Source organism: Amycolatopsis sulphurea (assembly GCF_002564045.1).
Lineage (GTDB): Bacteria > Actinomycetota > Actinomycetes > Mycobacteriales > Pseudonocardiaceae > Amycolatopsis > Amycolatopsis sulphurea.
In genome coordinates this window covers 2,927,873-2,949,853 of the sequence record NZ_PDJK01000002.1, presented here as the reverse complement: position 1 = coordinate 2,949,853, position 21,981 = coordinate 2,927,873, and the positions used below count along the sequence as shown (strand labels likewise).

The following is a 21,981-nucleotide window of genomic DNA, read 5'->3' as shown; positions in this document are numbered from 1 at the left end:
CCCCCTCCACAATCCCCGGCGCGTGATCCCACGAAGCAGGCGAGCCGGCATCAACGGGAACGAGTCTATCAGGCTAGACACTTGCGCGTCTAGAGAGCTAGACTTAGCATGTGGTCATCAAGAGGATGAAAGCCGCAGCGGTGTTGCAGCTGGCCAGAGCGGCGGCAAGACACAAGGGCTACACAATCGAGGAGCGAAGGGGAAGAGGCAAGAGCTCGCACATGATGTACGTGGTGGTCGACAAGGGCGGCGCAGTTGCCCGCTTCGCGTTGACCGGCCATTCGCGCGACGTCTCGATCGGAGTACTGCGCGCGGTGGAAAGCGGACTGTCCCACCTGTTCGGCGAAAAGTGGATGGAGAAACGATGAGTTGCCCGACCTATCCGGTCACCGTCACGCGCGAGGACAACCTGTGGGTGTCGGTCGTGACCGACGGCCTGGCCGAAGGCACCGTGGGAGCAGCGGACTTCGAGCACTTCGCCGAGGTCGATCCGGGCATGCGCGAGGTCATCGCCGATCTGACCAGCACCGAGCCGGACCACTTCGACATCAGCTGGCGCTATGAGTTCTCCGAACAGGACCACACTGCTCTCATCCGTGAGTATCAGGCAGCCGAACGGGTCGCGGCCGCGCTGGCCCACTGGCGCGACCGAGCCCGCCGCCGGCTCGTCGGCGAACTGAACGGGCAACTGTCCCAGCGCGCACTGGCCGATCTGATCGGACTGTCCCACCAGCGGATCCACCAGATCAGCCACGAACCCGAGTTCGGTGAAATCGACCTGATCCGTCCCGCACCGGCGCTGGTCGATGCATTGGTGGACATCGCGCACCACAGCCCGCTGGCACCGGCCGGAGCCGACGCGGACTCGCTCCGCGCCAAATTGCACGAGGTTTTGGAGGTGGTCGATGGCTAATCGCGCAGGCGACTGAACTCTTCCGTCGGAAACGGGGTGGCCCGGCTCTCCTCGGCCAAGCGCCGGTAGAAGTCGTTCATACGCACGGCCGTGCCGACATGCCGGGAGACGATCGAAGCAGCAGGTTCCGGCAAATCGATCGAGTTCCGAGGATGATGGACGCTCCGCGCGTCGTGCGGGCTCTCGCTACTCCGTGCATCCTGAAGGCGCTGGGCAAAGCGCTGGAGGTAGGCAGTGCGTTCGGCACGATCAGTGGTACCGGCAAGTTCGGTCACCAGCCAGTTGACCAGCTGGGTGCGGAGGTATGCGCGATCGTGTCCGATGTTGCGGGCGGCGAACTCCTGCTCTTGCGGGCTGAGGTCGAACCGAGTGGACAAGGCGAGCCCGAAATCCGTGAGATAGATGCGGTCGCGGTCGGCGAGGATGTTGCCGAGGTGCGCATCGAAATGCAGAAGACCTTGCCGCTCAAGGAAATCTGCCATGGCGAGCAGCTGCTCCTCGATCCGCTCCGCGTCGCTCAGGTGGTCACGCAGCCAGCGGTGCACCGTGGTCGGCAGGTATTCGGAGCACAACACAAGGCTCGTGGTCGCGCCGTCCAGCTCCTCGAGCCTGCGGCGAACCGCAGCTGAACCATGCCAGAAGGCCACGGACTTCTCGCGTTCGCCAGGGTCGCGCACCCGGCGGGCCATCGGCAGCTCACGCCAGTGGTGCAGCAAGGGGAAGTGTGCGCATTCCCCGGACAACACCCAGCCCGTGGTCATCACGTGCACCGCCAACTCCCGCCAGACGCCACCACCGGCCGAGCCGAGACCGTAATGACAGTAAGGAGGCAGCTCGAACACATTGGCCGTAGAACGGACGTTCTCACCCCGGCGTTCCAGCTCGGTGAGTGGCACCCGCTTGGCGAACACCGGCGTCCCCGCCACCTCAAACCGCACTGCGGTGCCCCCGATTCCCTCGGCCACCACCGGTGCGCGATCGAGCATCCGGGTGAGCTGATGGTTGCTCAGCAAGGAAAGCGCGGTAGCCACCGCGGTGTGCCGAGCGATCCGGGAGTCCGCCATACCGCCCGAGCGTAGCGAAGGCAGCCTTCCCTCCGCAGCAGCGGTGGAGGTACCTGGCACAGCAAACCTTGCCTCCCACCGAGCAACAGAGCGGCCACAGATGGCTGAGACCTTGCAGGAGTAGGCGAGAGGAGTCAGAAGGCACCTTGGCCACGGCAACTGGTTGGCGCAGAGGAGAAGGCGCCGAGGAGGAGGCACAGACGCACGAACAAAGGCGCCGCGACCGTTGCAACCAAGGCAAGCATCGCGGGGGCAGCCCGGACACGGAGAAGGCCGGACACGCAGAAGGCCAGACACCCGAAAAGAGCAGACACGCAGAAAGCCGGACAGGCGAAAGGGCGGCACCCGCCCTGGGTGCCGCCCTTTCGTGGTTCAGGTCAGTCGTTCTCGGATTCGCTGTTTTCGGCGGCTCCGATGCTGACCGGCGGGGCGTCCGGGACCGAGGAGGGGCGCTTTTCACCGCGGAAGGTGAAGCGGGCCTCGTCGTCGCGGTCTTCGGGGTTGCCGGTCCAGCCTTCGACGTCGACCAGGATGATCTGGCCTGCTTCGACCTCGCCGAAGAGAATCTTCTCCGACAGCTGGTCTTCGATCTCACGCTGGATGGTGCGGCGCAGCGGGCGGGCGCCGAGGACCGGGTCGAAGCCGCGCTTGGCCAGCAGTGCCTTGGCCTTCTCGGTCAGCTCGATTTCCATGTCCTTGGCCTTGAGCTGCGTCTCCACCCGGCCGATCATCAGGTCGACCATCTCGATGATCTGTTCCTGGGTGAGCTGGTGGAAGACGATGATGTCGTCGATCCGGTTCAGGAACTCCGGCCGGAAATGCTTCTTCATCTCCTCGTTGACCTTCTGCTTCATCTTCTCGTAGCGGTTGGTCGAATCCGCTCCGGAGGAGAAGCCGAGGCTCACGGACTTGGAGATGTCCGAGGTGCCCAGGTTCGAGGTGAAGATCAGCACCGTGTTCTTGAAGTCGACCGTGCGACCCTGGCCGTCGGTGAGGCGGCCGTCTTCCAGCACCTGCAGGAGGGTGTTGTAGATCTCCTGGTGCGCCTTCTCGATCTCGTCGAACAGCACCACCGAGAACGGCTTGCGCCGCACCTTCTCGGTCAGCTGTCCGCCCTCTTCGTAGCCGACGTAGCCCGGAGGGGCACCGAACAGCCGCGAAGCGGTGTACCGATCGTGGAACTCACCCATGTCGATCTGGATGAGCGCGTCGTCCTCGCCGAACAGGAAGCTCGCCAGCGCCTTGGACAGCTCGGTCTTACCGACCCCGGACGGGCCGGCGAAGATGAACGAGCCGGACGGGCGCTTCGGGTCCTTCAGACCGGCGCGGGTACGGCGGATCGCCTGGGAGACCGCCTTGACCGCGTCCTCCTGGCCGATGATGCGCCTGTGGAGCTCGTCCTCCATGCGCAGCAGCCGGGTGGTCTCCTCCTCGGTGAGCTTGAACACCGGGATACCGGTCCAGTTGGCCAGCACCTCCGCGATCTGCTCGTCGTCCACCTCGGCGACGACGTCGAGGTCGCCGTCCTTCCACTGCTTCTCCCGCTCACCCTTCTGGCCGAGGAGCGTCTTCTCCTCGTCCCGCAGGCGGGCGGCCCGCTCGAAGTCCTGCGCGTCGATCGCGGACTCCTTGTCCCGGCGCACGTCGGCGATCTTCTCGTCGAACTCGCGCAGGTCCGGCGGGGCGGTCATGCGGCGGATGCGCATCCGGGCGCCGGCCTCGTCGATCAGGTCGATCGCCTTGTCCGGCAGGAACCGGTCGTTGATGTAGCGGTCGGCCAGCGTCGCGGCCGCGACCAGCGCGGAGTCGGTGATCGAGACGCGGTGGTGCGCCTCGTACCGGTCCCGCAGGCCCTTCAGGATCTCGATGGTGTGCTCGAGCGAGGGCTCGCCGACCTGGATCGGCTGGAAGCGGCGCTCCAGCGCGGCGTCCTTCTCGATGTACTTGCGGTACTCCTCGAGCGTGGTCGCACCGATCGTCTGCAGCTCACCGCGGGCCAGCATCGGCTTCAGGATCGACGCCGCGTCGATCGCGCCCTCGGCGGCGCCCGCGCCGACGAGCGTGTGCAGCTCGTCGATGAACAGGATGATGTCGCCGCGGGTCTTGATCTCCTTGAGCACCTTCTTCAGGCGCTCTTCGAAGTCACCGCGGTAGCGCGAGCCGGCCACCAGGGAGCCCAGGTCCAGCGTGTAGAGCTGCTTGTCCTTGAGCGTCTCGGGCACCTCGCCCTTGACGATGCTCTGCGCGAGGCCCTCGACGACGGCGGTCTTGCCGACGCCCGGCTCGCCGATGAGCACCGGGTTGTTCTTGGTCCGGCGGGACAGCACCTGCATGACCCGCTCGATCTCCTTGCCGCGCCCGATGACCGGGTCGAGCTTGCCCTCACGGGCGAGCACGGTCATGTTGCGGCCGAACTGGTCGAGCACCAGCGAGGAGGACGGGGTGCCCTCGCCGCGGCCGGAGCCGCTCTCGGTGGACTTCTCGCCGGTCTGGTAGCCGGACAGCAGCTGCAGGACCTGCTGGCGGACCCGGTTGAGGTCGGCGCCCAGCTTCACGAGCACCTGGGCGGCCACGCCCTCGCCCTCGCGGATCAGGCCGAGCAGGATGTGCTCCGTGCCGATGTAGTTGTGGCCGAGCTGCAGCGCTTCGCGCAGCGACAGCTCCAGCACCTTCTTCGCCCGCGGCGTGAACGGGATGTGCCCGCTCGGTGCCTGCTGGCCCTGGCCGATGATCTCTTCGACCTGCTGGCGCACGCCCTCGAGGGCGATGCCCAGCGACTCCAGCGCCTTGGCGGCGACACCCTCACCCTCGTGGATCAGACCCAGGAGGATGTGCTCGGTGCCGATGTAGTTGTGGTTGAGCATCCTGGCTTCTTCCTGGGCCAGGACGACCACCCGCCTCGCGCGGTCGGTGAACCTCTCAAACATGCGCACTCCCTCGACTGCTGCGTCGGCGGCCCGTAACCCCCGTGGATCACCCACGGAGAGACAGCACCGTGAGACCACTCTAGTAGCCATGTGGTCGCGGATGCGTACCACTACGGCTCCCGGTGGCCCGCTCGCTCCCGGCCGGCGCCCCGTGCGGGCATCTGTGGTCAGCCGGTTGCGCTGCACCTTTACGCCAGTTCGAACGTACGGGACCGCGCCGTGATTCCGATCGGGTACCCCTGTCCGCTCAGCGCGAACACGGCGGCGACCACCCGGTCGTCCGGCAATGGGGCACCCGATTGGCGCAATTCTGCCCGGTCGTTTAGGTTAGGCAGGCCTAATCACGATGCTGAGAGGACGGGTGGATCGGGTGAACCCGCAGCGGTCGCGCACCGGCGGTGACGTCCGCGACGTCGGCGACGACCTCGCGTCTTCGCTGTTGCGCGCCGGCCGCCGCCAGGAGCGTGGTGAGCTGCGTACCGACGTCCCGTCCGGCTGGCTTCGCTGCGGAGACTTGCTGGAGCAGCCAACGCTCATCGCCGACTGGCGAGCACGGCTGTCTGCCTGGCTCACCGAAGCGCACGATGCCGCACCCGAGCGGACAGCGGCCAGCTACGTGATGTCGTGGTATCTCCACGTCCCCGCGTACGTCGGCGCTCTCCTGCTTCATCACGAGCGGCGTGTGCCGTCCCTCAAGCCGGAGCGGCTGGCGTTCAGCCTTGGCGAAGACCGTCCGCACCCGGTAGGTATCGCAGTGCTCGGCAAGGCCTTCTACTGCCTGCCGACCGACCCCGGCTCCGCCCGGCCGGAAGCCACAGTCGTTCGCGACGAGCGTGCGTTGGCCGCGATGCTCCGCGCGCAGTTCACGGCGCACGCATCGCGCTTCGTTCGCGCGTACGCACCGAGTACGCGGCTTGGACGGCGGATGATGTGGGCTGCGGCCACCGATGCGCTCGACAACTCCCTCTGGTGGGCCGGCCGACAAGGCGGTACGCCGGAAGCGGAAGGCGCCGGAGTCGCCGACGCAGCGTTGGTGCTCGACGCGCGGTACCGGCCGTTTACGTCGGCGTCCAAGCTACGGGCCACTGTCGACGACGAAGGCCATCGCGCTTGGCGACGGCAGCGTGAGAGCTGCTGCTTCTCCTATCTCCTCCCCGGCGAGGCGGAATGCGAAGAGTGTCCGCGCATCTGTCAGCGCTGAACCGCATCGGATGACGGGTCGCGCCCGGAAGCCCCCAGCGCACGGTCCAACAGCGACGCAGTCTCGGGCACCTGGACCACTTCGCCGTAAACGCCCATCGAGCGCGCCTGTACACCCATCGCCGTCGCAGAAGCGAGGACAGCAGCCGCAGCTGCGTCGGAACACGACAGCGTGCTGCCACTCGCCCACGCGAGGTCCCAGCCGTGCAAGACGAACTCTCCGAGCACCATGTCTCCGACGACGGCGGCCGGCAGCTCGGCCGAACCGAGCGTCACCGTGCCGGTCCAGGCCTCCGGCGGAGCGAAGGCCGCGACGAGCTCGTCGGTCTGCTTCGCGAGCAGCGTCGGCCAGCCGTCCTGCACAAGGGCAGCGTCGGCTTCTTCGGCGACCGACGCTGCGTACGGCTCGCGCCGCCCGGCAGCTGTCAGCCACGGACCCCAGTAGAGAAGGTGGTTGAGCAGACCGCGTACGTCGTAGCCAGCACAGGCGGTGCGCGCGTCCAACGAAGGCACGGCGGTGGCAACGCGCAGCAGCTCGGCTGCAGCAGGCCCCAGCAATGCGGAGTGATCGGACATGGCGCAGAGTCAAACACATCCCGATGGCGCCGTCTTGAAGCAACGCGACGCATTGCCGTGCTCGGTATGCACCGGATCCCCCGCGGCATCGTGGACGAGCGGCTCAGCCGCACCAAGTTCACGCTCGTCCGGCATCCGCCTGCGGAAGAACTGCGCGAATCGGTCGAGTACTACTGGCTGCTGCGCTGGGACCTGGCCGAGCCCGCATGAACAACAGGTGCTGCCCAGCTCGGCGCGACAGCGGCGTACGGCCCAATGCACAGGCTCTTCACCCACTGCTTGATCGGTCGCGGGCACGGCATCGCGGCCCGGGTGTTTCCGGTCGTTCCTGGGCGCCCCCGTGCGTTCACTGGCCGACCGGGCGGTGCCGGTATCCGAGATCTTCGGTGCGCGGGCGGCCACGACTGCCACCGAGGTGCAGAATGCGAGCACCGGCGAAGAAAAGATCACTGCAATCGACAAGTTGCTGATTGCAGGCGAACGAACGTTTCCGGTCGCCGCCCGGGCCGCGGCGGAAGCAGTGGAAACAATCCCGGCCGACCCGGAAATCACCCGGGTGGCGCACCTCGCGGCGGCCACCGGAGTGTCCGTGCGAGCGTTGCCGCGGCTGTTCGCCGAACAGGCCGGCAGCACACCGAAGTGGACCATCCGGATTTACCGGCTGCACGAAGCGGCCCGAGTGCCGTCCGCCGAGCGGACGCCGGATTACGCTGGGCCGGCCGCCCGGCTGGACTATAGCGGTCAACCGCACTTCACCGTGATTTTCACGCGGTGACCGGACGCTCGCCGACCGCGTTCACCCGATCCGCGCACCGGCCGCCGCCGGACAAGTGAAACGGCCACCGGGAATTCTCCCGATGGCCGCCACTGTCCTGCCGGTTCTCCTGCGGAGTCTGCCGAAGCGAATCCGTGGACGCCCGCCGAGGCGGGCGGCGCACCGGTTTCGCCGGGGCACTCAGTTCTTCTTGTGGTAAGCCTCCACGACCTCGGACGGGATGCGCCCGCGGTCGGAAACCTGGAAACCGTTCTTGCGGGCCCAGGCGCGAATGGCCTGGTTCTGCTCGCGATCCACCGCGGCCGGGCGCGCGGGGACCTTGCCACCGGCCACCGGACGCAACGGCGCGCGCTTGCGGCCACCCGCGCGGCGCGCGTGTTCCACGTACTGAGCGAGAGCGTCGCGCAGCTCCTCGGCGTTTTCCGAAGAGAGATCGATCTGGTAGCTCACACCGTCCAAACCGAACTCGACGGTCTCTTCGGCCTCACTCCCGTCGAGGTCGTCGACCAGGGAGACCAGCACCTTCTGTGCCATCTGTTTCCTCCTGCGGGCTTACGCGAATGATCTGGGGTACGGGGCAAGCCCCGGGGACAGAAGTCTTTGTCTCCTGTATTAATACCCGCTCGGTCCCGCAAGTGCAAATCCGCAATGCGGATAATCTCCGTCACGTCGCAGCCGGGGGACCGGTTATTCCGGCCGGACGAGCGGGAAGAGGATCGTCTCCCGGATACCGAGCCCGGTCAGCGCCATGAGCAGCCGGTCGATCCCCATTCCGACTCCCCCGCTCGGCGGCATTCCGTACTCCAGCGCCCGCAGGAAATCCTCGTCCAGCCGCATGGCCTCACTATCCCCCGAGGCGGCGAGCCGGGCCTGATCGGTGAGCCGCTGCCGTTCCACCACCGGATCCACCAGTTCGGAGTATCCGGTGGCGAGTTCGAAACCACGAACGTAGAGGTCCCACTTCTCGGCCACCCCGGCCCGGCTGCGGTGCTGCCGGGTGAGCGGAGAGGTCTCCAGTGGAAAATCACGGACAAATGTCGGAGCCCGAAGATCATCCCCGACGAGGTGTTCCCAGAGTTCTTCGACCAGTTTGCCGTGGCCGAGTGCCGGGTCCACCTCGATCTGCCGGGCGGCGGCGATCTTGTGCAGTTGTGCGGCCGGCGTCTCCGGACCGACTTCCTCGCCCAGTGCCGCGGACAACGACTCGTACATACCCAGTGTCGTCCATTCGCCGGAAAGGTCGTACTCCGTTCCGTCCGCGAGCGTGACCACCTGTGTACCGAGCACGTTCTCCGCGGCCTCCTGGATGAGTTCGCGGGTCATGACGGCATTCGTGTCATAAGTGGCGTACGCCTCGTAGTACTCGAGCATCGCGAACTCCGGCGAGTGCGAGGAGTCGCTGCCCTCGTTGCGGAAGTTGCGGTTGATCTCGAAGACCTTCTCGATCCCGCCGACCACACAGCGCTTGAGATAGAGCTCCGGCGCGATACGCAGGTAGAGTTCGAGGTCGAAGGCATTCGACCGGGTCACGAACGGCCGGGCCGAGGCGCCGCCGTGCAGCGTTTGCAGCATCGGCGTCTCCACCTCGGTGAAGCCGCGCCGATGGAACGACTCACGCAGGGAACGTACGACTCCGGCACGAGTACGCACTACGTCGCGGGCCCGCGGGCGCATGATCAAATCGACATAACGTCGGCGAATCCGGGTCTCTTCGGCCAGCTCCTTGAACGCCACCGGCAGCGGCCGCAGTGACTTCGAGGTGAGCTGCCACTTCTCGGCCATCACCGAAAGCTCACCGCGCTTGGAGGTGATCACCTCGCCTTGTACGAATACGTGGTCGCCGAGATCGACATCGGACTTCCACGCGGCGAGCGCCTCCTCCCCGACCTTGGCGAGACTGAGCATCGCCTGCAGTTCGGTACCGTCACCCTCACGAAGAGTGGCGAAACAGAGTTTGCCCGTATTGCGGAGAAACATCACTCGCCCGGTGACCCCGGCCGTCACGCCGGTCGCGGTGTCCGGGGCCAGCCCCGAATGCGCGGCCCGGATCTCGGCGAGGCTGTGCGTCCGGGGAACCTCGACCGGGTAAGGATCGGCGCCCGCCGCGATGATCCGATCGCGCTTCTCCCGGCGCACCCGCAGCTGTTCGGGCAGGTCGTCATCGGGCAACGCGTCGGACGCGGGGAATTCGGTCATGGCCCACAGGGTACGAACTCGCTGGTGGACCGGTTCCACCGGATTCCCCTTATCGGGGTACCGGCGGTATTAGAGTCGAGCTACGTGACCGATCCCACTGCCGATGCGGAACTGCACGCCCGGCGCGCCTCGTCGTTCGGCGGCCGGGCCGCGGCATACGCCGAACACCGTCCCGATTACCCGCGCACCGCCCTCGAATGGGGGATGGCAGGCGCCGGCCACCCGGTACGCGACGTGCTCGATCTCGCCGCGGGTACCGGAAAGCTCACCGCCGGGCTGGTCGCGACCGGCCGCGCGGTGACGGCGGTCGAACCCGATGCGGAAATGCTCGCCGAGCTGACGCGGGTGTTGCCGGACGTACCGGCACAGCTCGGCCGGGCCGAGGACATCCCGCTGCCGGACGGCTCGGTGGACGCGGTGTTCGTCGGGCAGGCCCTGCACTGGTTCGACCTGCCCGCCGCGTTCGCCGAAATACACCGCGTGCTGCGCCCCGGCGGTGTGCTGGCGGCGCTCTGGAACCACCCGGACGAATCGGTGGCCTGGGCGAACGAGTTCTCCCGGCTGTTGCACACCGACGTGAACCGTGGCGTGGCCGACGGCGAAGAGCACCTGAACGCCGCCGGGTTCGAGCTGTTCGAAAAGACGGAGTTCCCGCACAGCCACCGGCGCACCACCGATTCGCTACTGGCCACAGTGTCCACTCACTCCGCGTTGCTGGTCGCCGAGCCGGCGGACCGCGCTCGACTGCTGGCCCGTGCTCGCGCCTACCTGGACACCGTGCCGGAAACCGCGAGCGGCGAATTCGACTATCCGTTGCGCACCATCGTGGCCCGCCTCCGGCGGAGCTGACCGGCGACGAAGGTCACCGGTATCGGGGTGCCGGCGGTGCTACCTTCGAGGTGGCGCTCCGGCGTTCCGGACGAGCGCGTCGTACCCGGTCAGGACAAGACGGCGCAGTGACTCAATCAGCCACTGCGAAAGGGTTCGATCATGGCTTGGCTCGTCCTGGTCTTTTCCGGAGTCCTCGAAACCGTGTGGGCCGCCGCACTCGGCGCGGCCAAGGGCTTCAGCAAGCTGTGGCCCAGCGTGCTGTTCGGCGCCGCGTTGCTGCTCAGCATGTCCGGGCTCGCGTACTCACTGCGCGAGATCCCGATCGGCACGGGGTACGCGGTGTGGGTGGGCATCGGCGCGGTCGGCACCGCGCTTTACGGCATCCTCGCGCTGAACGATCCGATGACGTTCGGACGGATCGCTTGCCTGCTGCTGATCGTCGCGGGGGTCGTCGGGCTGAAATTGCTGCACTAACGCACGTTGCGCTCGTACACCAGCCGCAGGCCGAGCAGGGTCAGGTCCGGTACGTGCTCGGTGATCGTCTCCGACTCGCCGAGCACGAGGGGGGCCAGGCCGCCGGTGGCGATCACCGAGACCGGCTCGTCGGGGTCGTGCGCGAGTTCGCGCACGATGCGCCGGACGAGGCCGTCCACCTGCCCGGCGAAGCCGAAAAGAATGCCGGATTGCAGGCACTCCACGGTGTTCTTGCCGATCACCGACCGCGGCCGGACCAGCTCCACCTTGCGCAACGCGGCGGCGCGGGCGGCCAGGGCGTCCACCGAGATCTCGATCCCGGGAGCGAACGCGCCGCCGAGGAACTCGCCGCGGGCGGAGATCGCGTCGACGTTCGTGGACGTGCCGAAGTCGACCACCACGCAGGCGGTGGCGTGCAGGTGGTGCGCGGCCAGCGTGTTCACCAGCCGGTCCGCGCCCACCTCCTTCGGGTTGTCCACCAGCAGCGGAACCCCGGTGCGCACGCCCGGTTCCACCACGATCTTCGGCACGCGCGCGTAGTAGCGGCCGAGCATCACCCGCAGCTCACGCAGTACCGCGGGCACTGTGGACAGTGCGCTGATGCCGGTGATCGCGTCCGCATGCGGGCCCAGCAGGCCGCGCATGGTCAGCGCCAGCTCATCCGCGGTCATCTGCGCGTCAGTGCGCATGCGCCAGTCACCGACGAGGTCCGGCCCGTCGTGGAGACCGAGCACGATATTGGTGTTCCCGACGTCCACAGTGAGCAGCAACGCGACTTCCTTTACTGCGGCGCAGGCGTGCGCACTCCGGTGAGAGGGTTCAGTTTTCCGCGTGCAGCAAGGCGTCGAGCCGGCGCGCGTCGGCGGTCTCGGCCACCGGGAAAGAGATCGTCTCCTCTTCCGGCAGCACTACGGTGCCGCTGAGCAGCCCGGAACCCTCCGGGGCGTAGGCCGGGTCCACCCCGCGCTCGACGATCCGGTTGTCCCCGTCCACGAACACCACGCGGGGCTCGTAGGCGCGCGCCTCCGCGTTGTCCATCTGGCCGTAGGAGATCAGGATCACCAGGTCACCGGGGTGCACCAGGTGCGCGGCGGCGCCGTTGATGCCGAGCACGCCGCTGCCGCGCTCGCCCTTGATCACGTAGGTCTCCAGCCGGGCCCCGTTCGTGACATCCACAATGGACACCTGTTCGCCCGCCAGCAGATCGGCGGCGTCCATCAGGTCCTCGTCGACGGTCACCGAACCCACGTAGTGCAGATCCGCCTGGGTCACCGTGGCCCGGTGGATCTTCGATTTCAGCATCGTGCGATACATCGTGGACTCTCCCTATTCCCCTGCGTCCGGTTCCACGCTCGGATGCTCCACAGCCTTTCCGAGCAGCACTCCCACGTTGTCGATCAGCCGGGTGCTCCCCACCCGGGCGGCGACCAACAGCCGTGCCTCACCGTCGACGGGCGCGGGCCCGAGGTCGGTTCCCCTCAACTCCAGGTAATCCACTTCCACCCGTGGCCGGGCGGCGAGTGTCCGGCGCGCCACCTCGAGCACCGCGCCGGCCCCCTCCCGGCCGACGTGCGCGCCCGCGGAAAGCGCGGCCGAGAGAACGACGGCGTCCTCCCGTTGCTCCGGCGTCAGGTAGACGTTGCGCGAGGAGAGCGCGAGCCCGTCACGCTCCCGAACGGTCGGCACCCCGATCACGCGGGTGTCGATGTTCAGGTCGGCCACCATCCGCTTCACCAGCACCAGCTGCTGGTAGTCCTTTTCCCCGAAAAACGCGTAGTCGGGGCGAAGCAGGTTGAACAGCTTCGCCACGACGGTCAGCACGCCGCTGAAGTGCCCCGGCCGCACCGCCCCTTCCAGTTCGTCGCCGAGCGGCCCGGGGTTGAGCGTGACGATCGCGTTCTCGGCGTACAGATCCGAGGCCTTCGGCGTGAACGCCAGCTCGACACCCGCTTCGGACAACGACTCCAGGTCCTTCTCCAGCGGACGCGGGTACGCCTCGAAGTCCTCCCCTGCGCCGAATTGCAGCGGGTTCACGAAAATCGACGCGGCCACCACCGTGTTCGGCAGTCGCTTCGCGCGGCGCAGCAGCTCACGGTGGCCGTCGTGCAGCGCACCCATGGTGGGCACCAGCGCGACCTTGCGGCCGACCGCGCGCAGCGCCCGGCTCACCTGGGCGATGTGCTCGGGCGGCTGGAACGTGTTGAGCGTGCCGCGCTGAAATTTCGGTGTGGTCACGGCGTTTGTCCTTCGGCGGGATCGGAAAGGAGATCGGTCAATGCGTCGGCGGCAGCCGCGTCGAGCAGTCCGGCGTCACGGGAGCGCTCGGCGGTGCGGCGGGCCAGCGACCGGTAGGCCGGAGCGATCTGCGGGGCCTGCGCGGAGAGCACGTCGAGATGCTTGCGCACGGTTCCGAGATCGCCGCGGGTGACCGGTCCGGTGAGCGCCCGGTCGCCGTGGCGCAGCACATTGTCCAACGCCGCCGACAACAGTGGCGCGACAAGGCGTTCGGCCTGCCCGATCCCCGCTTTCCGCAAGACTTCCGTGCAGTCGGCCACGAGTGTCATCAAGTGGTTCGCCCCGTGCGCCAGCGCCGCGTGGTAAAGCGCGCGAGCGGATTCCGGGATACGGACCGGTTCGGCGCCCATCTCCACCGCGAGCGCCTCGCCCACATGCCACGCCGCCTCGTCCTCGGACGCGGCCGTGATGCCGATGCTCGCGGTGGCCAGCCGTTCCAGATCCTCTTCGCGGCCGGTGAAGGTGAGCACGGGGTGCAGCGCGAGCGGCAGCGCGCCCGCCTCGGCGGCCGGCGCCAGTACGTCGACGCCGTACGCGCCGGAAGTGTGCACCACGATCTGCCCGGGCCGCACCGACTCGGTGGCGGCGAGGCCACGCACCATGCCGGGGAGCGCGTCGTCCGGCAGCGCCAGCAGGACCAGATCGGCGCTGCGCACGACCTCGTCGGGCGGCAGCAGCGGAACACCGGGCAACAACCGTTCGGCACGGGACAGCGAGGCGGCGGACAACCCGGAGGCCGCGACCACGGTGTGTCCGGCCCTGGCCAGCGCAGCGCCGAGGACGCTGCCCACCCGGCCGGCGGAGACCACCCCGACCGCGAGACGGGCAGGCCGGTTCATGGCGTGCGCCTGTGGACGCTCATGGCTCGAAACTCCTAGTGCTCGTTCCAGTCCCGCTTCCGGCGCGGGTACCAGACGACCGCGCGAGGGTAGCCCGGACCGAGCCGGTTCGCGGCGCCCGGGTGACCAGCTTCACCCGGGGCGTCCGGCGCGGCCGTACCCTAGCCGGGCCGGTCGGCCGCGGGACAGGGATACCCCGGTGGGATCAGGTTTTTGACACCGCCGAGCTACCCCTGGCGGGTGGATGATCACTGGGTGTGGCCGCGGTTGGCCAATCGCACCGCATCCGCGCGAGCCACCCGTAGCGTGTGCAGCAGCTCGTCCTGGCGGCGACGGTCGTCGTCGGTGCGGAGCCGGGTACGCCGGAGGAAGGCGAGTTCGCTGACGCTCGCCTGGTACTGCGCGACCGCGCGCGCCGCGGCCCGTCCGGACTCGCGGCGAGCCTGCCGTCGCCAAGCCCGCCGCCCGGACAGGCTCGCCAGCAGCTGGATCTCCGACGGCGAAATCCAGCGAGCCGCCGCCATCCGGGGCAGCGCGGCGGCGACGATCTTCTGCTCCCGTCTTCGCTGCAGCACGATCACGTAGACGACGCCGATGAACAGCGGCACCATCACCAGGAAATACACCGTGAGAAACGCATTGGAACCACCGAGCGTGGCCGCGCTGTTCCACAACGCATGCAAGCAGACGCCGACGACATAACCGGCCAGCGGCGCGCAGATCCGTACCCACCGTTGCGTGGCACGCGCGGCCACGCCGAAGCCGATGCCGGTCATCACAGTGAACAGCGGATGTGTGAACGGCGAGAGCACGCCGCGCAGGATGAACGCGGCCAGGACGCCGGAGTGCGCGCCGTTGCCGAAACCGTAGTCGGCGAACGCGCGGCCGAAGTAGTAGATGTTCTCGGTGAACGCGAATCCGGCCGCGGCGAAGCCGGCGTAGACGACTCCGTCGACCACGCCGTCGAATTCGTCGCGGCGCCGCCAGAAGATCAACAGTACGAAGGCGCCCTTCGCGGCTTCTTCCACCAGCGGCGCGGACAGCAGCGCGCTGAACTTGCTCCCACGGCCACCGCCGAGGAGCAGATCACCGACCGCTTCCGCACCGCTGTTGATGAGCAGCGCGACGATCGTGGCAATGCAGGCGCCCCAAGCGAAACCAAGCAACAGCAGCTTCGCGGGCTCGGGCTCCCAGCGGTCGACCCAGAGGAACCCGGCGACCACCATCCCGACCGGGACCAGCGCGGCGAGCACGCCGATCGCGACCGCGAGCCAGCCGACCCGCGCGGTGGCGAGACCGAACAGGAACAGGCCGCACAAGGCGGCCACGATCAGGCCGATCACCGGCAGCAGCACGGTGACCTGCCGGGACCGGGGAGCCGAGCCCTTCATGGCCAGGGTTCCGTTCACGAGCGGTCACCATACGCAGACGAGCTGGCGGATGCCGGGTGGGCGGACCCCGTTCAGTCCTCTGCGCGGCGACGGCGGCGGGGCGTGGATTCCGCCTTGCCGTTGGCCGCGAGCAGCTCGGTGACCGAACGGCCGGACGCGTGCGAACCCGTTTCGGCCCGCGGCGCGGCGCGGCGACCGGACGCTGGCTCGTCCGTCTCCGGCGCGGAATGCTGGCTGTGCGCGGATTCCGGTGCGGCCCGGCGTCCTGCCGCCTCGGCGTGCCGCTGGCTCTGCCAGCCCGGCGGCTCCCCCTCCGGACGACGGCGACGGCCACCCGAAGCGGCCGCCGGCTCGTCCTCCGCCCGACGACGGCGGCCGCCGGCCCCGGAGGAGGCGTTGCTGCGCACGGCCTCCGGCAAGGTCGAGTTGGCAGGTTCGTCATCCGCCGGGGCACCATGCCGTCCGGTCGGCGTTTCCGCAGCCAAGGGGGACACAGGGGACGCATCGGGCTGCGAGAGCTGCTGCAGCCGCGACGGTACCCGGTCCGCCGAGTCCGCGGTTGACGGCTCGGAAGCGTTGTCCTGCACGGGTTTCCAGCTCACGGCGGGCTCCGCGGGCGACTCGGCGCCGCCCGGCTGCGCCGTCGCAGGCTGCTCGGCCACGGCGCCCCGACGGCTCGCTTCGCGGCGAACGGCAGCTCCCGCCCAGCGGGCACGGCGACCGTCCGCAGCCGAATCGGGTTCGTCCTCGGCTCGGCGGGCCGCTGCCGCACGGCGATCGGCAGACTCGTCGTCCGACCATGAAGCCGCCGGAGCGGACTGGACGGCGGCGGCCGGAGTCCCGGCCCAACGACCGGCCGCGGCACGGCCGGGACCGGCCTGGGCACGCTCGTCCGTCGCCCACTGGCCCGTGGGCGCCTGGCGGCCACCGCCCGCCGGGGCCTGTTCGCTTTCCCTCCGGGGAGCCGCCTGGGCACGCTCGTCCTGCTCGTCGACCCAACGAGGGCCACGATCGCCCTCCGGCCGCGGAGCCGCCGACTGACCGTTCGCCTGCTCGCCGACGGGCTGCCTGCCGGTGGCCGCGCGACGGCCGGTCGGCTGCTGTTCGGCGCCGGCCCAGCGGGCACGGCTGCTGTTCGGCTCGGCCGGTTCCTGGTCGTGCCCGGTCCACTGGCCCGGGGAGGGACGGCCGGTGGGCTCGGCGGCCAGTTCGTCCTCGGCCCACTGACCGGGGGCCGGACGGGCTTCGATCGGTTCCGGCTCGGTCCAGCGACCCGGTGCCGGGCGGCGGCCGGGCGGCTCGGATTCGCCCTCGGCCCGCAGTGCGACCGTCCGGCGGCCGTCGAACAGATCTGCTTCCGCGTCACCGCGAGGACCCGGCGCAGGGCGGCGGCCAGCCGGCTCCGCCAGTGGCTCCGGGCGACGGGCAGGGGCCGAGATCTCAGTCCGTTCCCCGGCTTCCGCGTGCTGCTCGGACGGCTCCGGACGACGGCGCGGACCTGGGCTGACGCCGAGGCGCGGGGCCTGCCGGGCCGGCTCGGCGGCGGGCGGCTCCGCGGCCGGTTCCGGCTTGGCCACCGGGGCGACCATGCGCGTCGGCTGGGATTCGGCGGTGCGGCGGGCGGCTTCGGCGCGACGCTCGGCCTCCTTCACCGCGCGCGCGGCAGCTGATTCGGGACCGGGCTCGCCGCTGCCGACCGACTCGTCGGGCTGCCGGCGGGTGAGCTGCTCGGTCCGGTGCGCGACCGGATGACCGCCCACCGGATTCGCGGGGGGCTGCGGCCGGCGCCGTTGCGCGCCGGCCGGGTCCAGCACCCGGTCCATCAGCTCGGTCTGCCGTTCGGGCGTCTCGCTCACCGGCCGTTGCGGGGCCAGCAGCTGGGCGGGCTTCTTGCTGCCGTTGCCGCTCTCCGCGCCGGTGGTGACCAGGCGCTGCTCGTCGTTCAGCGCGCGCATCCGGGTCGCCTGCGCGGTGAGCGCCACGCGTTCGAGCAGCACCTCACCACCGAGCAGGGACTGCAGGCTCTCGCGCAGCGCGGACACCTCGGCCCGCAGTGCCTCCAGCTCGTCACGAGACTGCGACTGCGCGGCTTCGCGCGTCTCGGCCTCGATCTCCAGCTCGTACTCCCGCCGGGCCGCGATCTCGCGTTCCAGCTCGAGTTCGTACACCGCCTGCGCCTCGGAGACCGCGTCCTCGCTGTGTGCGGCGTGCTTGCGGTACCGCACGGCGAGGAACGCGCCGATCAGCGCGGCCCAGAGCGCGGCGACGATACCCAGCCGGAGGAACCGGAGGTCGTCGCTGAGCACCATAGCGAGCGTGGCTCCGACGGCGAGGAGCAATCCGACGATCAGCCACGGCCCGCCCCAACGGCGGCCGCGCGAGTCGTCACCCACGCCAGTCATGCCGAACACCGTACCTTCCAGTGACCTTAATGAGACCCAGTCGGTACTTCGAGCGGGCGGATCGAATCGTTAACCGGTCGGTCGCTCCGGTTTCTCCGGCGGGGTCCGGCAGCAGTGTTCCAGCCACAAACCGGCAGCTACGAGCAGTGCCGAGGACACCACGCCGACCACCGCCGAACGACTGTCGGCGACCGCGGCGGCGAGTTCGTCACGGCGTGGGAAAACGTAACCGAAAGCGGCCAGCCAGCCACCACCCAGAAACGCGCCGGCCAGCGACGAGGCCTTCGCCAGCGCCACCGAACGGGCGATACCGACCGCGCCGGTCACCCGGCCGGACCGGATCCGCGACCGGATCGACAACGACAGCACCAGCTCGGCCGCGGCGAGTACCGCGAAGGTGACCCCGGCCAGCAGCGGCAGCCGGGGCAGGTTCCCGTAGTCGAACTGAAAGAGCAGGTAGACCACGACGAACCCGGCGATTGCGGCCACCACCAGGTCCCGGGGCCGGGTGAAGTGCATACGCCCACCGTACCGACCCCGCTCTGGCAGTCTTGACTCTCCAGTGACTGGAGACTTCACCATGACTGCCATGCCTGCCACCCCGGTCTTCACCATCGGCGAGCTGTCCCGGCGCACCGGGTTGCCGGTGAAGACCATCCGGTTCTACTCCGACGAGGGCCTGCTCCCGCCGACCCGGCGCTCCGGCGCCGGTTACCGGCTCTACGACGTGCACGCGCTCGCCCGGCTGGAGCTGGTGCGGACGCTGCGCGAACTGGGCGTCGGCCTGCCCGACGTGGCCCGCGCGCTCGCGCGGGAGACGACGGTGCGCGACCTCGCCGTGCACCACGTCGAGGCGCTGGACGAGCAGATCCGGCGGCTACGGCTGCGCCGCGCGGTCCTGCGCGCGGTGGTGAAACGTGATTCCGAGCTGGAGGAAGTGAAACTGATGAACCGACTCGCACAGATGTCCGACGAACAGCGGCACCGGCTGGTCGAGGAATTCTGGACGGAAATGGAAGCGGGGCTGGACGTGGACCCCGAGTTCTACGCCCGGATGCGCGCGGCCAGACCCGCCCTGCCGGACGATCCGAGCCCGCAGCAGCTGGAAGCCTGGATCGAGTTCGCCGAACTCGTGCAGGATCCGGACTTCCGCGCGCTGATCCGGCACCTGAGCGAACGTCAGGCCGCCGCCCGCGCGGCCGGCGAGTACGAGCAGCCCGGCCAGGCCCAGCGAGAGCACTGGTTCACCTGGATGACTGAAGCTCGTGCCGCCCTCGATGCCGGTGATACCCCGGACTCCGCGGTCGGTCGCGCACTGGCCACGAAGGTCGCGGCCGACTCCGCCCGTCCAGACCAGAATCCGCAGGACCCGGGGTTCCGCCACGCCTTGGCCGCCACCTTCGCCGACGGCGGCGATCCCCGAGCCGAGCGATACTGGCAGCTACTGGCGATCATCAACGGCTGGCCGGCCATCCCGAGCAGCCAGGAGGAGCTGCGGTTCCTGCTGGCGGCGTTGCGGGCGTGAGCGGAGTCTTCGGGGCTCGGCCTGCGCGGACAGCCGAATACCGCTGAAGCGACCTGGTCGGGCCGAGTGCGAACCACTCGGCCCGGCCGACTCGGGCAATGAGTTCTTGGCCAGGGTCGGTGTCAGCGAGGGCGTACGGACCGGCGTGGTGAGTCACGGGAGGCCCGGAGTCCACGACTTCTCGTAAACCAAGGCGGCGAGGGGGAACGGGGATGAACGAGAGGGCTGTCCGGCAAGGACGCCGGCGGCGGTTGTATCTCGCGGCCGCACCCCAGGGTCCCGGCAAAGTCGGTCGAGGACCAGTGATCATCAGGGTGAGCCGTGGCTGCCGCGTCATCATCGACGGCGCCTGCCATCTTCGTCGATTTCGCCCGGCAGCGGCGAAGCAGTGGTGTTCGAGACGCGCGACAACCTCGTGGTGTGCGCCGGACCTGTCTCGGGTCTGTGAAGGGGCCCTTCACGGACTCTGAGTCCGTGAAGGGCCCCTTCACAGACCTTCACAGACCTCCGCAGTCTGCGCAGGGCCCCTCACACCGACTTTGCCGACACCCTGCGTCAGTTCCGCTGGACGGCGTTGCTCGTAGCGGTAGTGATGCCGCCGGCCGCTGTGATCGCGATCTCGGTGCTGGGTGTGCAGCTACGGACCGAGCGGCGGTGCGATCGATCGCCGCCAACGCTCAAGAACCCGAAGCCACCAGCACCCACCCTGCCGGGCGTTCGACCAGCAGGTTCGCGGGCTCATTGCCCCTTTCGCGCGCATCCCGGCAGGCCCCGCGACGGCCACAACCCCAGCACCCGGACCGGCGCGGCACGGTCAGATCAAAGTCAGATCCGGCCGCCGGACCACGCCCTCGCGGTCAGCAGGCGAAAGGCGGGCCAGCAGGCCGGAGATACGGCCGTGGCCGGGCAGTTCGGCGTCCGGGTCGATTTCCAGCCAGGGGATCAGGACGCTGGCTCGCTCCGGGGTGCCGGGGTGCGGCAGGAGCAGCTCCGGGTCGGCCGAGCTGACGCCGTCCACTGTCACTATGTCGACATCCAGCGTGCGCGGTCCCCAGCGTAGTTCGCGGATCCGGCCGGCGGACTGCTCGGCGGACTGGGCGACGCACAGCCACGCCCAGTGGTCGCGGGCCGGGTCGTCGACCACGCAGACCGCGTTGAGGAAGTCCGGCTGGTCCTCCACGCCCCATGGCTTCGTTTCGTAGACGCTGGACACGGCGACCAGCGCCGGGCGGACGGCCTCGATCGCGATGCGCAGGCAGGCGAGCCGGTCGTCGAGGTTCGAGCCCAGCGAGAAGACGGCGCGGCTCATCGTTCCCGCCGGATGGTGACCGCGACGTCGTCGAAGGTCAGGGGGATCGGGGCGGCCGGTTTGTGCACGGTGACCTCCACGGCGCGCAGCCGGTGATCGGCGAGGACCTCGTCGGCGATCTTGCCCGCGACGCTCTCGATCAGGTCGTACGGTTTCCCGGCGACGACCCCGGCGGCCAGTTCGGCCAGCTCGCCGTAGTGCAGCGTCTCGGTGAGATCGTCCGAAGCGGCGGCCGGGCCGAGGTCGAGCCACGCGGTGACGTCCACGACGAACTCCTGCCCGTCCCGCTTCTCGTGCTCGAACACGCCGTGGCGGCCGAACACCCGTAGCCCGGTGAGCGTGATCCGGTCAGCCATCGGCCCTCCCGCGTTGCCAGGCCGCGGCTACTGCCACGGCGTCGAGTGAGGCGCCCACCTCGTGCACCCGCACGCCCCAGGCGCCGGCCGCAGCGGCCAAAGTGGACACCGCGGCGGTCGCCACCTCGCGCCCGCCCGGCGGCCGCGGATGACCATCCTTTCCGGACAACAGACGACCGAGGAAGCGTTTCCGCGAAGCGCCGACGAGCACTGGAAAACCCAGCGACAGCAAGGAATCCAGCTGATGCAGCAGGGCCCAGTCGTGTTCTGGGCGCTTCGCGAAGCCGAGCCCGGGATCGAGCACGATAGCGCTCTGCTCGACTCCCGCGGCGATGGCATCGTCCACTCGGGACAGCAGCTCGTCCCGCACTTCGGCGACGACGTCGGTGTACTCGGCGAGCGAGGTCATGTCCCTGCTGTGGCCGCGCCAGTGCATGAGCACCCACGGGGCACCCGTCTCGGCAGCCACCCGCGCCATGTCCGGGTCGGCAAGGCCACCGGAGACGTCGTTGATCACCTTGGCACCGGCCGCCAGCGCGGCCTCCGCGACCGTGGCCCGCGTCGTGTCCGCCGAGAGCGCGATGCCCTCGGAAGCCAGCTGCCGGATCACCGGAAGTATCCGCGCAGCCTCGACATCCGCATCGACGCGGGACGCACCGGGCCGCGTCGACTCACCCCCGACGTCGATCAGGTCCGCACCGCGCGCCCACATCTCCCGCGCGTGGTCCAGCGCCTGGTCCAGATCGAGGTAACGGCCGCCGTCGGAGAAGGAATCCGGCGTCACGTTGAGCACGCCCATCACCGCGCATCGGCCTGGACGCGGGATCATCGGGTGCTCCGAATCAGGTTGACCTCGACCAGTGCGCTGGTCCGGTGCGAGCCGATCGCCACGACCGTCGTCTCCGCGA

At 69.1% G+C, this 21,981-nt stretch carries 23 protein-coding genes and 1 riboswitch; of the genes, 8 read left to right on the top strand and 15 right to left on the bottom strand.

All coding sequences use genetic code 11. The annotated features are described in order from the left end of the window. Nucleotides 1-110 precede the first annotated feature (110 nt). Nucleotides 111-368, top strand: a complete 258-nt coding sequence (locus tag ATK36_RS19525; protein ID WP_098512853.1) for a hypothetical protein — start codon at nt 111-113, stop codon at nt 366-368. Next, complete coding sequence (locus ATK36_RS19520; RefSeq protein ID WP_098512852.1) at nt 365-913, top strand: hypothetical protein; 549 nt, start codon at nt 365-367, stop codon at nt 911-913. The genes ATK36_RS19525 and ATK36_RS19520 overlap by 4 nt, the downstream gene beginning before the upstream one ends. Here the strand turns inward: ATK36_RS19520 and ATK36_RS19515 are convergent. Both ATK36_RS19515 and ATK36_RS19510 read right to left on the bottom strand, forming a co-directional pair. Further along, nucleotides 910-1,977 carry a protein kinase family protein gene (locus tag ATK36_RS19515; protein WP_098512851.1) on the bottom strand — a complete coding sequence of 356 codons (1,068 nt, stop codon included), beginning with the start codon at nt 1,975-1,977 and terminating at the stop codon, nt 910-912. The genes ATK36_RS19520 and ATK36_RS19515 overlap by 4 nt on opposite strands. Before the next feature lie 377 nt (nt 1,978-2,354). Continuing rightward, complete coding sequence (locus tag ATK36_RS19510) at nt 2,355-4,904, bottom strand: ATP-dependent Clp protease ATP-binding subunit (RefSeq protein WP_098512850.1); 2,550 nt, start codon at nt 4,902-4,904, stop codon at nt 2,355-2,357. Between the two features lie 370 nt (nt 4,905-5,274). On the opposite strand from ATK36_RS19510, the gene ATK36_RS19505 reads away from it, so the two are divergent. Continuing rightward, nucleotides 5,275-6,105: a (2Fe-2S)-binding protein gene (locus ATK36_RS19505; protein ID WP_245914904.1), complete on the top strand. Its 831-nt coding sequence runs from the start codon at nt 5,275-5,277 to the stop codon at nt 6,103-6,105. Here ATK36_RS19505 and ATK36_RS19500 read toward each other — a convergent pair. Continuing rightward, nucleotides 6,096-6,680 carry a TIGR03086 family metal-binding protein gene (locus ATK36_RS19500; RefSeq protein WP_098512848.1) on the bottom strand — a complete coding sequence of 195 codons (585 nt, stop codon included), beginning with the start codon at nt 6,678-6,680 and terminating at the stop codon, nt 6,096-6,098. The two genes, ATK36_RS19505 and ATK36_RS19500, sit on opposite strands and share 10 nt — an antisense overlap. A gap of 66 nt (nt 6,681-6,746) precedes the next feature. Between ATK36_RS19500 and ATK36_RS33655 the strand changes: the two genes are divergently transcribed. Next, nucleotides 6,747-6,890 (top strand): hypothetical protein, encoded by a 144-nt coding sequence (locus tag ATK36_RS33655; protein ID WP_245914902.1) that lies wholly within the window; start codon nt 6,747-6,749, stop codon nt 6,888-6,890. 130 nt (nt 6,891-7,020) lie between these two features. After that, nucleotides 7,021-7,455 carry a helix-turn-helix domain-containing protein gene (locus ATK36_RS33650; RefSeq protein WP_245914900.1) on the top strand — a complete coding sequence of 145 codons (435 nt, stop codon included), beginning with the start codon at nt 7,021-7,023 and terminating at the stop codon, nt 7,453-7,455. Nucleotides 7,456-7,635: 180 nt separating this feature from the next. Here ATK36_RS33650 and ATK36_RS19490 read toward each other — a convergent pair whose 3' ends face one another. After that, nucleotides 7,636-7,989 carry a histone-like nucleoid-structuring protein Lsr2 gene (locus ATK36_RS19490; RefSeq protein WP_098512847.1) on the bottom strand — a complete coding sequence of 118 codons (354 nt, stop codon included), beginning with the start codon at nt 7,987-7,989 and terminating at the stop codon, nt 7,636-7,638. Nucleotides 7,990-8,142: 153 nt separating this feature from the next. Beyond that, a complete protein-coding gene (gene lysS, locus ATK36_RS19485; protein ID WP_098512846.1) occupies nt 8,143-9,651 on the bottom strand; it encodes a lysine--tRNA ligase in 1,509 nt (502 codons plus the stop codon). An 84-nt stretch (nt 9,652-9,735) separates the two neighbouring features. Here lysS and ATK36_RS19480 point away from each other — a divergent pair, with 84 nt between their 5' ends. Continuing rightward, complete coding sequence (locus tag ATK36_RS19480) at nt 9,736-10,500, top strand: class I SAM-dependent methyltransferase (protein WP_211291908.1); 765 nt, start codon at nt 9,736-9,738, stop codon at nt 10,498-10,500. Between the two features lie 47 nt (nt 10,501-10,547). Then, nucleotides 10,548-10,609, top strand: a riboswitch (guanidine-III (ykkC-III) riboswitch). 32 nt (nt 10,610-10,641) lie between these two features. Further along, the gene (locus tag ATK36_RS19475; RefSeq protein ID WP_098512845.1) at nt 10,642-10,956 is read left to right on the top strand and encodes a DMT family transporter; all 315 of its coding nucleotides are present in this window, start codon (nt 10,642-10,644) and stop codon (nt 10,954-10,956) included. On the opposite strand, the gene ATK36_RS19470 is transcribed toward ATK36_RS19475, so the two are convergent. The 7 genes from ATK36_RS19470 to ATK36_RS19440 all read right to left on the bottom strand — a co-directional run bounded on the left by ATK36_RS19470 (nt 10,953) and on the right by ATK36_RS19440 (nt 18,402). After that, entirely contained in the window at nt 10,953-11,726 is a 774-nt protein-coding gene (locus tag ATK36_RS19470; RefSeq protein ID WP_098512844.1) for a type III pantothenate kinase, read from the bottom strand. The two genes, ATK36_RS19475 and ATK36_RS19470, sit on opposite strands and share 4 nt — an antisense overlap. 49 nt (nt 11,727-11,775) lie before the next feature. Continuing rightward, nucleotides 11,776-12,270: an aspartate 1-decarboxylase gene (gene panD, locus ATK36_RS19465; protein WP_098512843.1), complete on the bottom strand. Its 495-nt coding sequence runs from the start codon at nt 12,268-12,270 to the stop codon at nt 11,776-11,778. 12 nt (nt 12,271-12,282) lie between these two features. Next, nucleotides 12,283-13,191, bottom strand: coding sequence for a pantoate--beta-alanine ligase (gene panC / locus ATK36_RS19460; RefSeq protein WP_098512842.1), 909 nt, complete (start codon nt 13,189-13,191; stop codon nt 12,283-12,285). Continuing rightward, nucleotides 13,188-14,141 carry a Rossmann-like and DUF2520 domain-containing protein gene (locus tag ATK36_RS19455; RefSeq protein ID WP_386998521.1) on the bottom strand — a complete coding sequence of 318 codons (954 nt, stop codon included), beginning with the start codon at nt 14,139-14,141 and terminating at the stop codon, nt 13,188-13,190. The genes panC and ATK36_RS19455 overlap by 4 nt, the downstream gene beginning before the upstream one ends. A 197-nt stretch (nt 14,142-14,338) precedes the next feature. Next, entirely contained in the window at nt 14,339-15,445 is a 1,107-nt protein-coding gene (locus ATK36_RS19450) for a PrsW family intramembrane metalloprotease (RefSeq protein ID WP_098515014.1), read from the bottom strand. Between the two features lie 107 nt (nt 15,446-15,552). Next, nucleotides 15,553-17,883 (bottom strand): DUF6779 domain-containing protein, encoded by a 2,331-nt coding sequence (locus tag ATK36_RS34245; protein WP_141544488.1) that lies wholly within the window; start codon nt 17,881-17,883, stop codon nt 15,553-15,555. A gap of 69 nt (nt 17,884-17,952) precedes the next feature. Continuing rightward, the gene (locus tag ATK36_RS19440; RefSeq protein ID WP_098512840.1) at nt 17,953-18,402 is read right to left on the bottom strand and encodes a DUF3180 domain-containing protein; all 450 of its coding nucleotides are present in this window, start codon (nt 18,400-18,402) and stop codon (nt 17,953-17,955) included. Between the two features lie 70 nt (nt 18,403-18,472). Between ATK36_RS19440 and ATK36_RS19435 the strand changes: the two genes are divergently transcribed. Beyond that, nucleotides 18,473-19,408, top strand: coding sequence for a helix-turn-helix domain-containing protein (locus ATK36_RS19435; RefSeq protein ID WP_170069807.1), 936 nt, complete (start codon nt 18,473-18,475; stop codon nt 19,406-19,408). 814 nt (nt 19,409-20,222) lie between these two features. Here the strand turns inward: ATK36_RS19435 and folK are convergent. From folK to folP, 3 genes are read right to left on the bottom strand one after another with little or no spacing between them, the layout of a single operon-like run. Next, nucleotides 20,223-20,717 (bottom strand): 2-amino-4-hydroxy-6-hydroxymethyldihydropteridine diphosphokinase, encoded by a 495-nt coding sequence (folK, locus tag ATK36_RS19430; RefSeq protein WP_098512838.1) that lies wholly within the window; start codon nt 20,715-20,717, stop codon nt 20,223-20,225. Continuing rightward, complete coding sequence (gene folB, locus ATK36_RS19425) at nt 20,714-21,073, bottom strand: dihydroneopterin aldolase (protein WP_098512837.1); 360 nt, start codon at nt 21,071-21,073, stop codon at nt 20,714-20,716. Before folB ends, folK begins: the two co-directional genes overlap by 4 nt. Beyond that, nucleotides 21,066-21,902 carry a dihydropteroate synthase gene (folP, locus tag ATK36_RS19420; RefSeq protein WP_452039190.1) on the bottom strand — a complete coding sequence of 279 codons (837 nt, stop codon included), beginning with the start codon at nt 21,900-21,902 and terminating at the stop codon, nt 21,066-21,068. The genes folB and folP overlap by 8 nt, the downstream gene beginning before the upstream one ends. Nucleotides 21,903-21,981 lie beyond the last annotated feature (79 nt).

Bases quoted from the DNA above. Each gene is read 5' to 3' on its own strand.
- ATK36_RS19520 (WP_098512852.1), top strand. From the start codon at position 365: ATGAGTTGCCCGACCTATCCGGTCACCGTCACGCGCGAGGACAACCTG.
- ATK36_RS19515 (WP_098512851.1), bottom strand. From the start codon at position 1,977: ATGGCGGACTCCCGGATCGCTCGGCACACCGCGGTGGCTACCGCGCTT.
- ATK36_RS19510 (WP_098512850.1), bottom strand. From the start codon at position 4,904: ATGTTTGAGAGGTTCACCGACCGCGCGAGGCGGGTGGTCGTCCTGGCC.
- ATK36_RS19500 (WP_098512848.1), bottom strand. From the start codon at position 6,680: ATGTCCGATCACTCCGCATTGCTGGGGCCTGCTGCAGCCGAGCTGCTG.
- ATK36_RS33655 (WP_245914902.1), top strand. From the start codon at position 6,747: ATGCACCGGATCCCCCGCGGCATCGTGGACGAGCGGCTCAGCCGCACC.
- ATK36_RS19490 (WP_098512847.1), bottom strand. From the start codon at position 7,989: ATGGCACAGAAGGTGCTGGTCTCCCTGGTCGACGACCTCGACGGGAGT.
- lysS (WP_098512846.1), bottom strand. From the start codon at position 9,651: ATGACCGAATTCCCCGCGTCCGACGCGTTGCCCGATGACGACCTGCCC.
- ATK36_RS19475 (WP_098512845.1), top strand. From the start codon at position 10,642: ATGGCTTGGCTCGTCCTGGTCTTTTCCGGAGTCCTCGAAACCGTGTGG.
- panD (WP_098512843.1), bottom strand. From the start codon at position 12,270: ATGTATCGCACGATGCTGAAATCGAAGATCCACCGGGCCACGGTGACC.
- ATK36_RS34245 (WP_141544488.1), bottom strand. From the start codon at position 17,883: ATGACTGGCGTGGGTGACGACTCGCGCGGCCGCCGTTGGGGCGGGCCG.
- ATK36_RS19440 (WP_098512840.1), bottom strand. From the start codon at position 18,402: ATGCACTTCACCCGGCCCCGGGACCTGGTGGTGGCCGCAATCGCCGGG.
- ATK36_RS19435 (WP_170069807.1), top strand. From the start codon at position 18,473: ATGCCTGCCACCCCGGTCTTCACCATCGGCGAGCTGTCCCGGCGCACC.
- folK (WP_098512838.1), bottom strand. From the start codon at position 20,717: ATGAGCCGCGCCGTCTTCTCGCTGGGCTCGAACCTCGACGACCGGCTC.
- folB (WP_098512837.1), bottom strand. From the start codon at position 21,073: ATGGCTGACCGGATCACGCTCACCGGGCTACGGGTGTTCGGCCGCCAC.
- folP (WP_452039190.1), bottom strand. From the start codon at position 21,902: ATGATCCCGCGTCCAGGCCGATGCGCGGTGATGGGCGTGCTCAACGTG.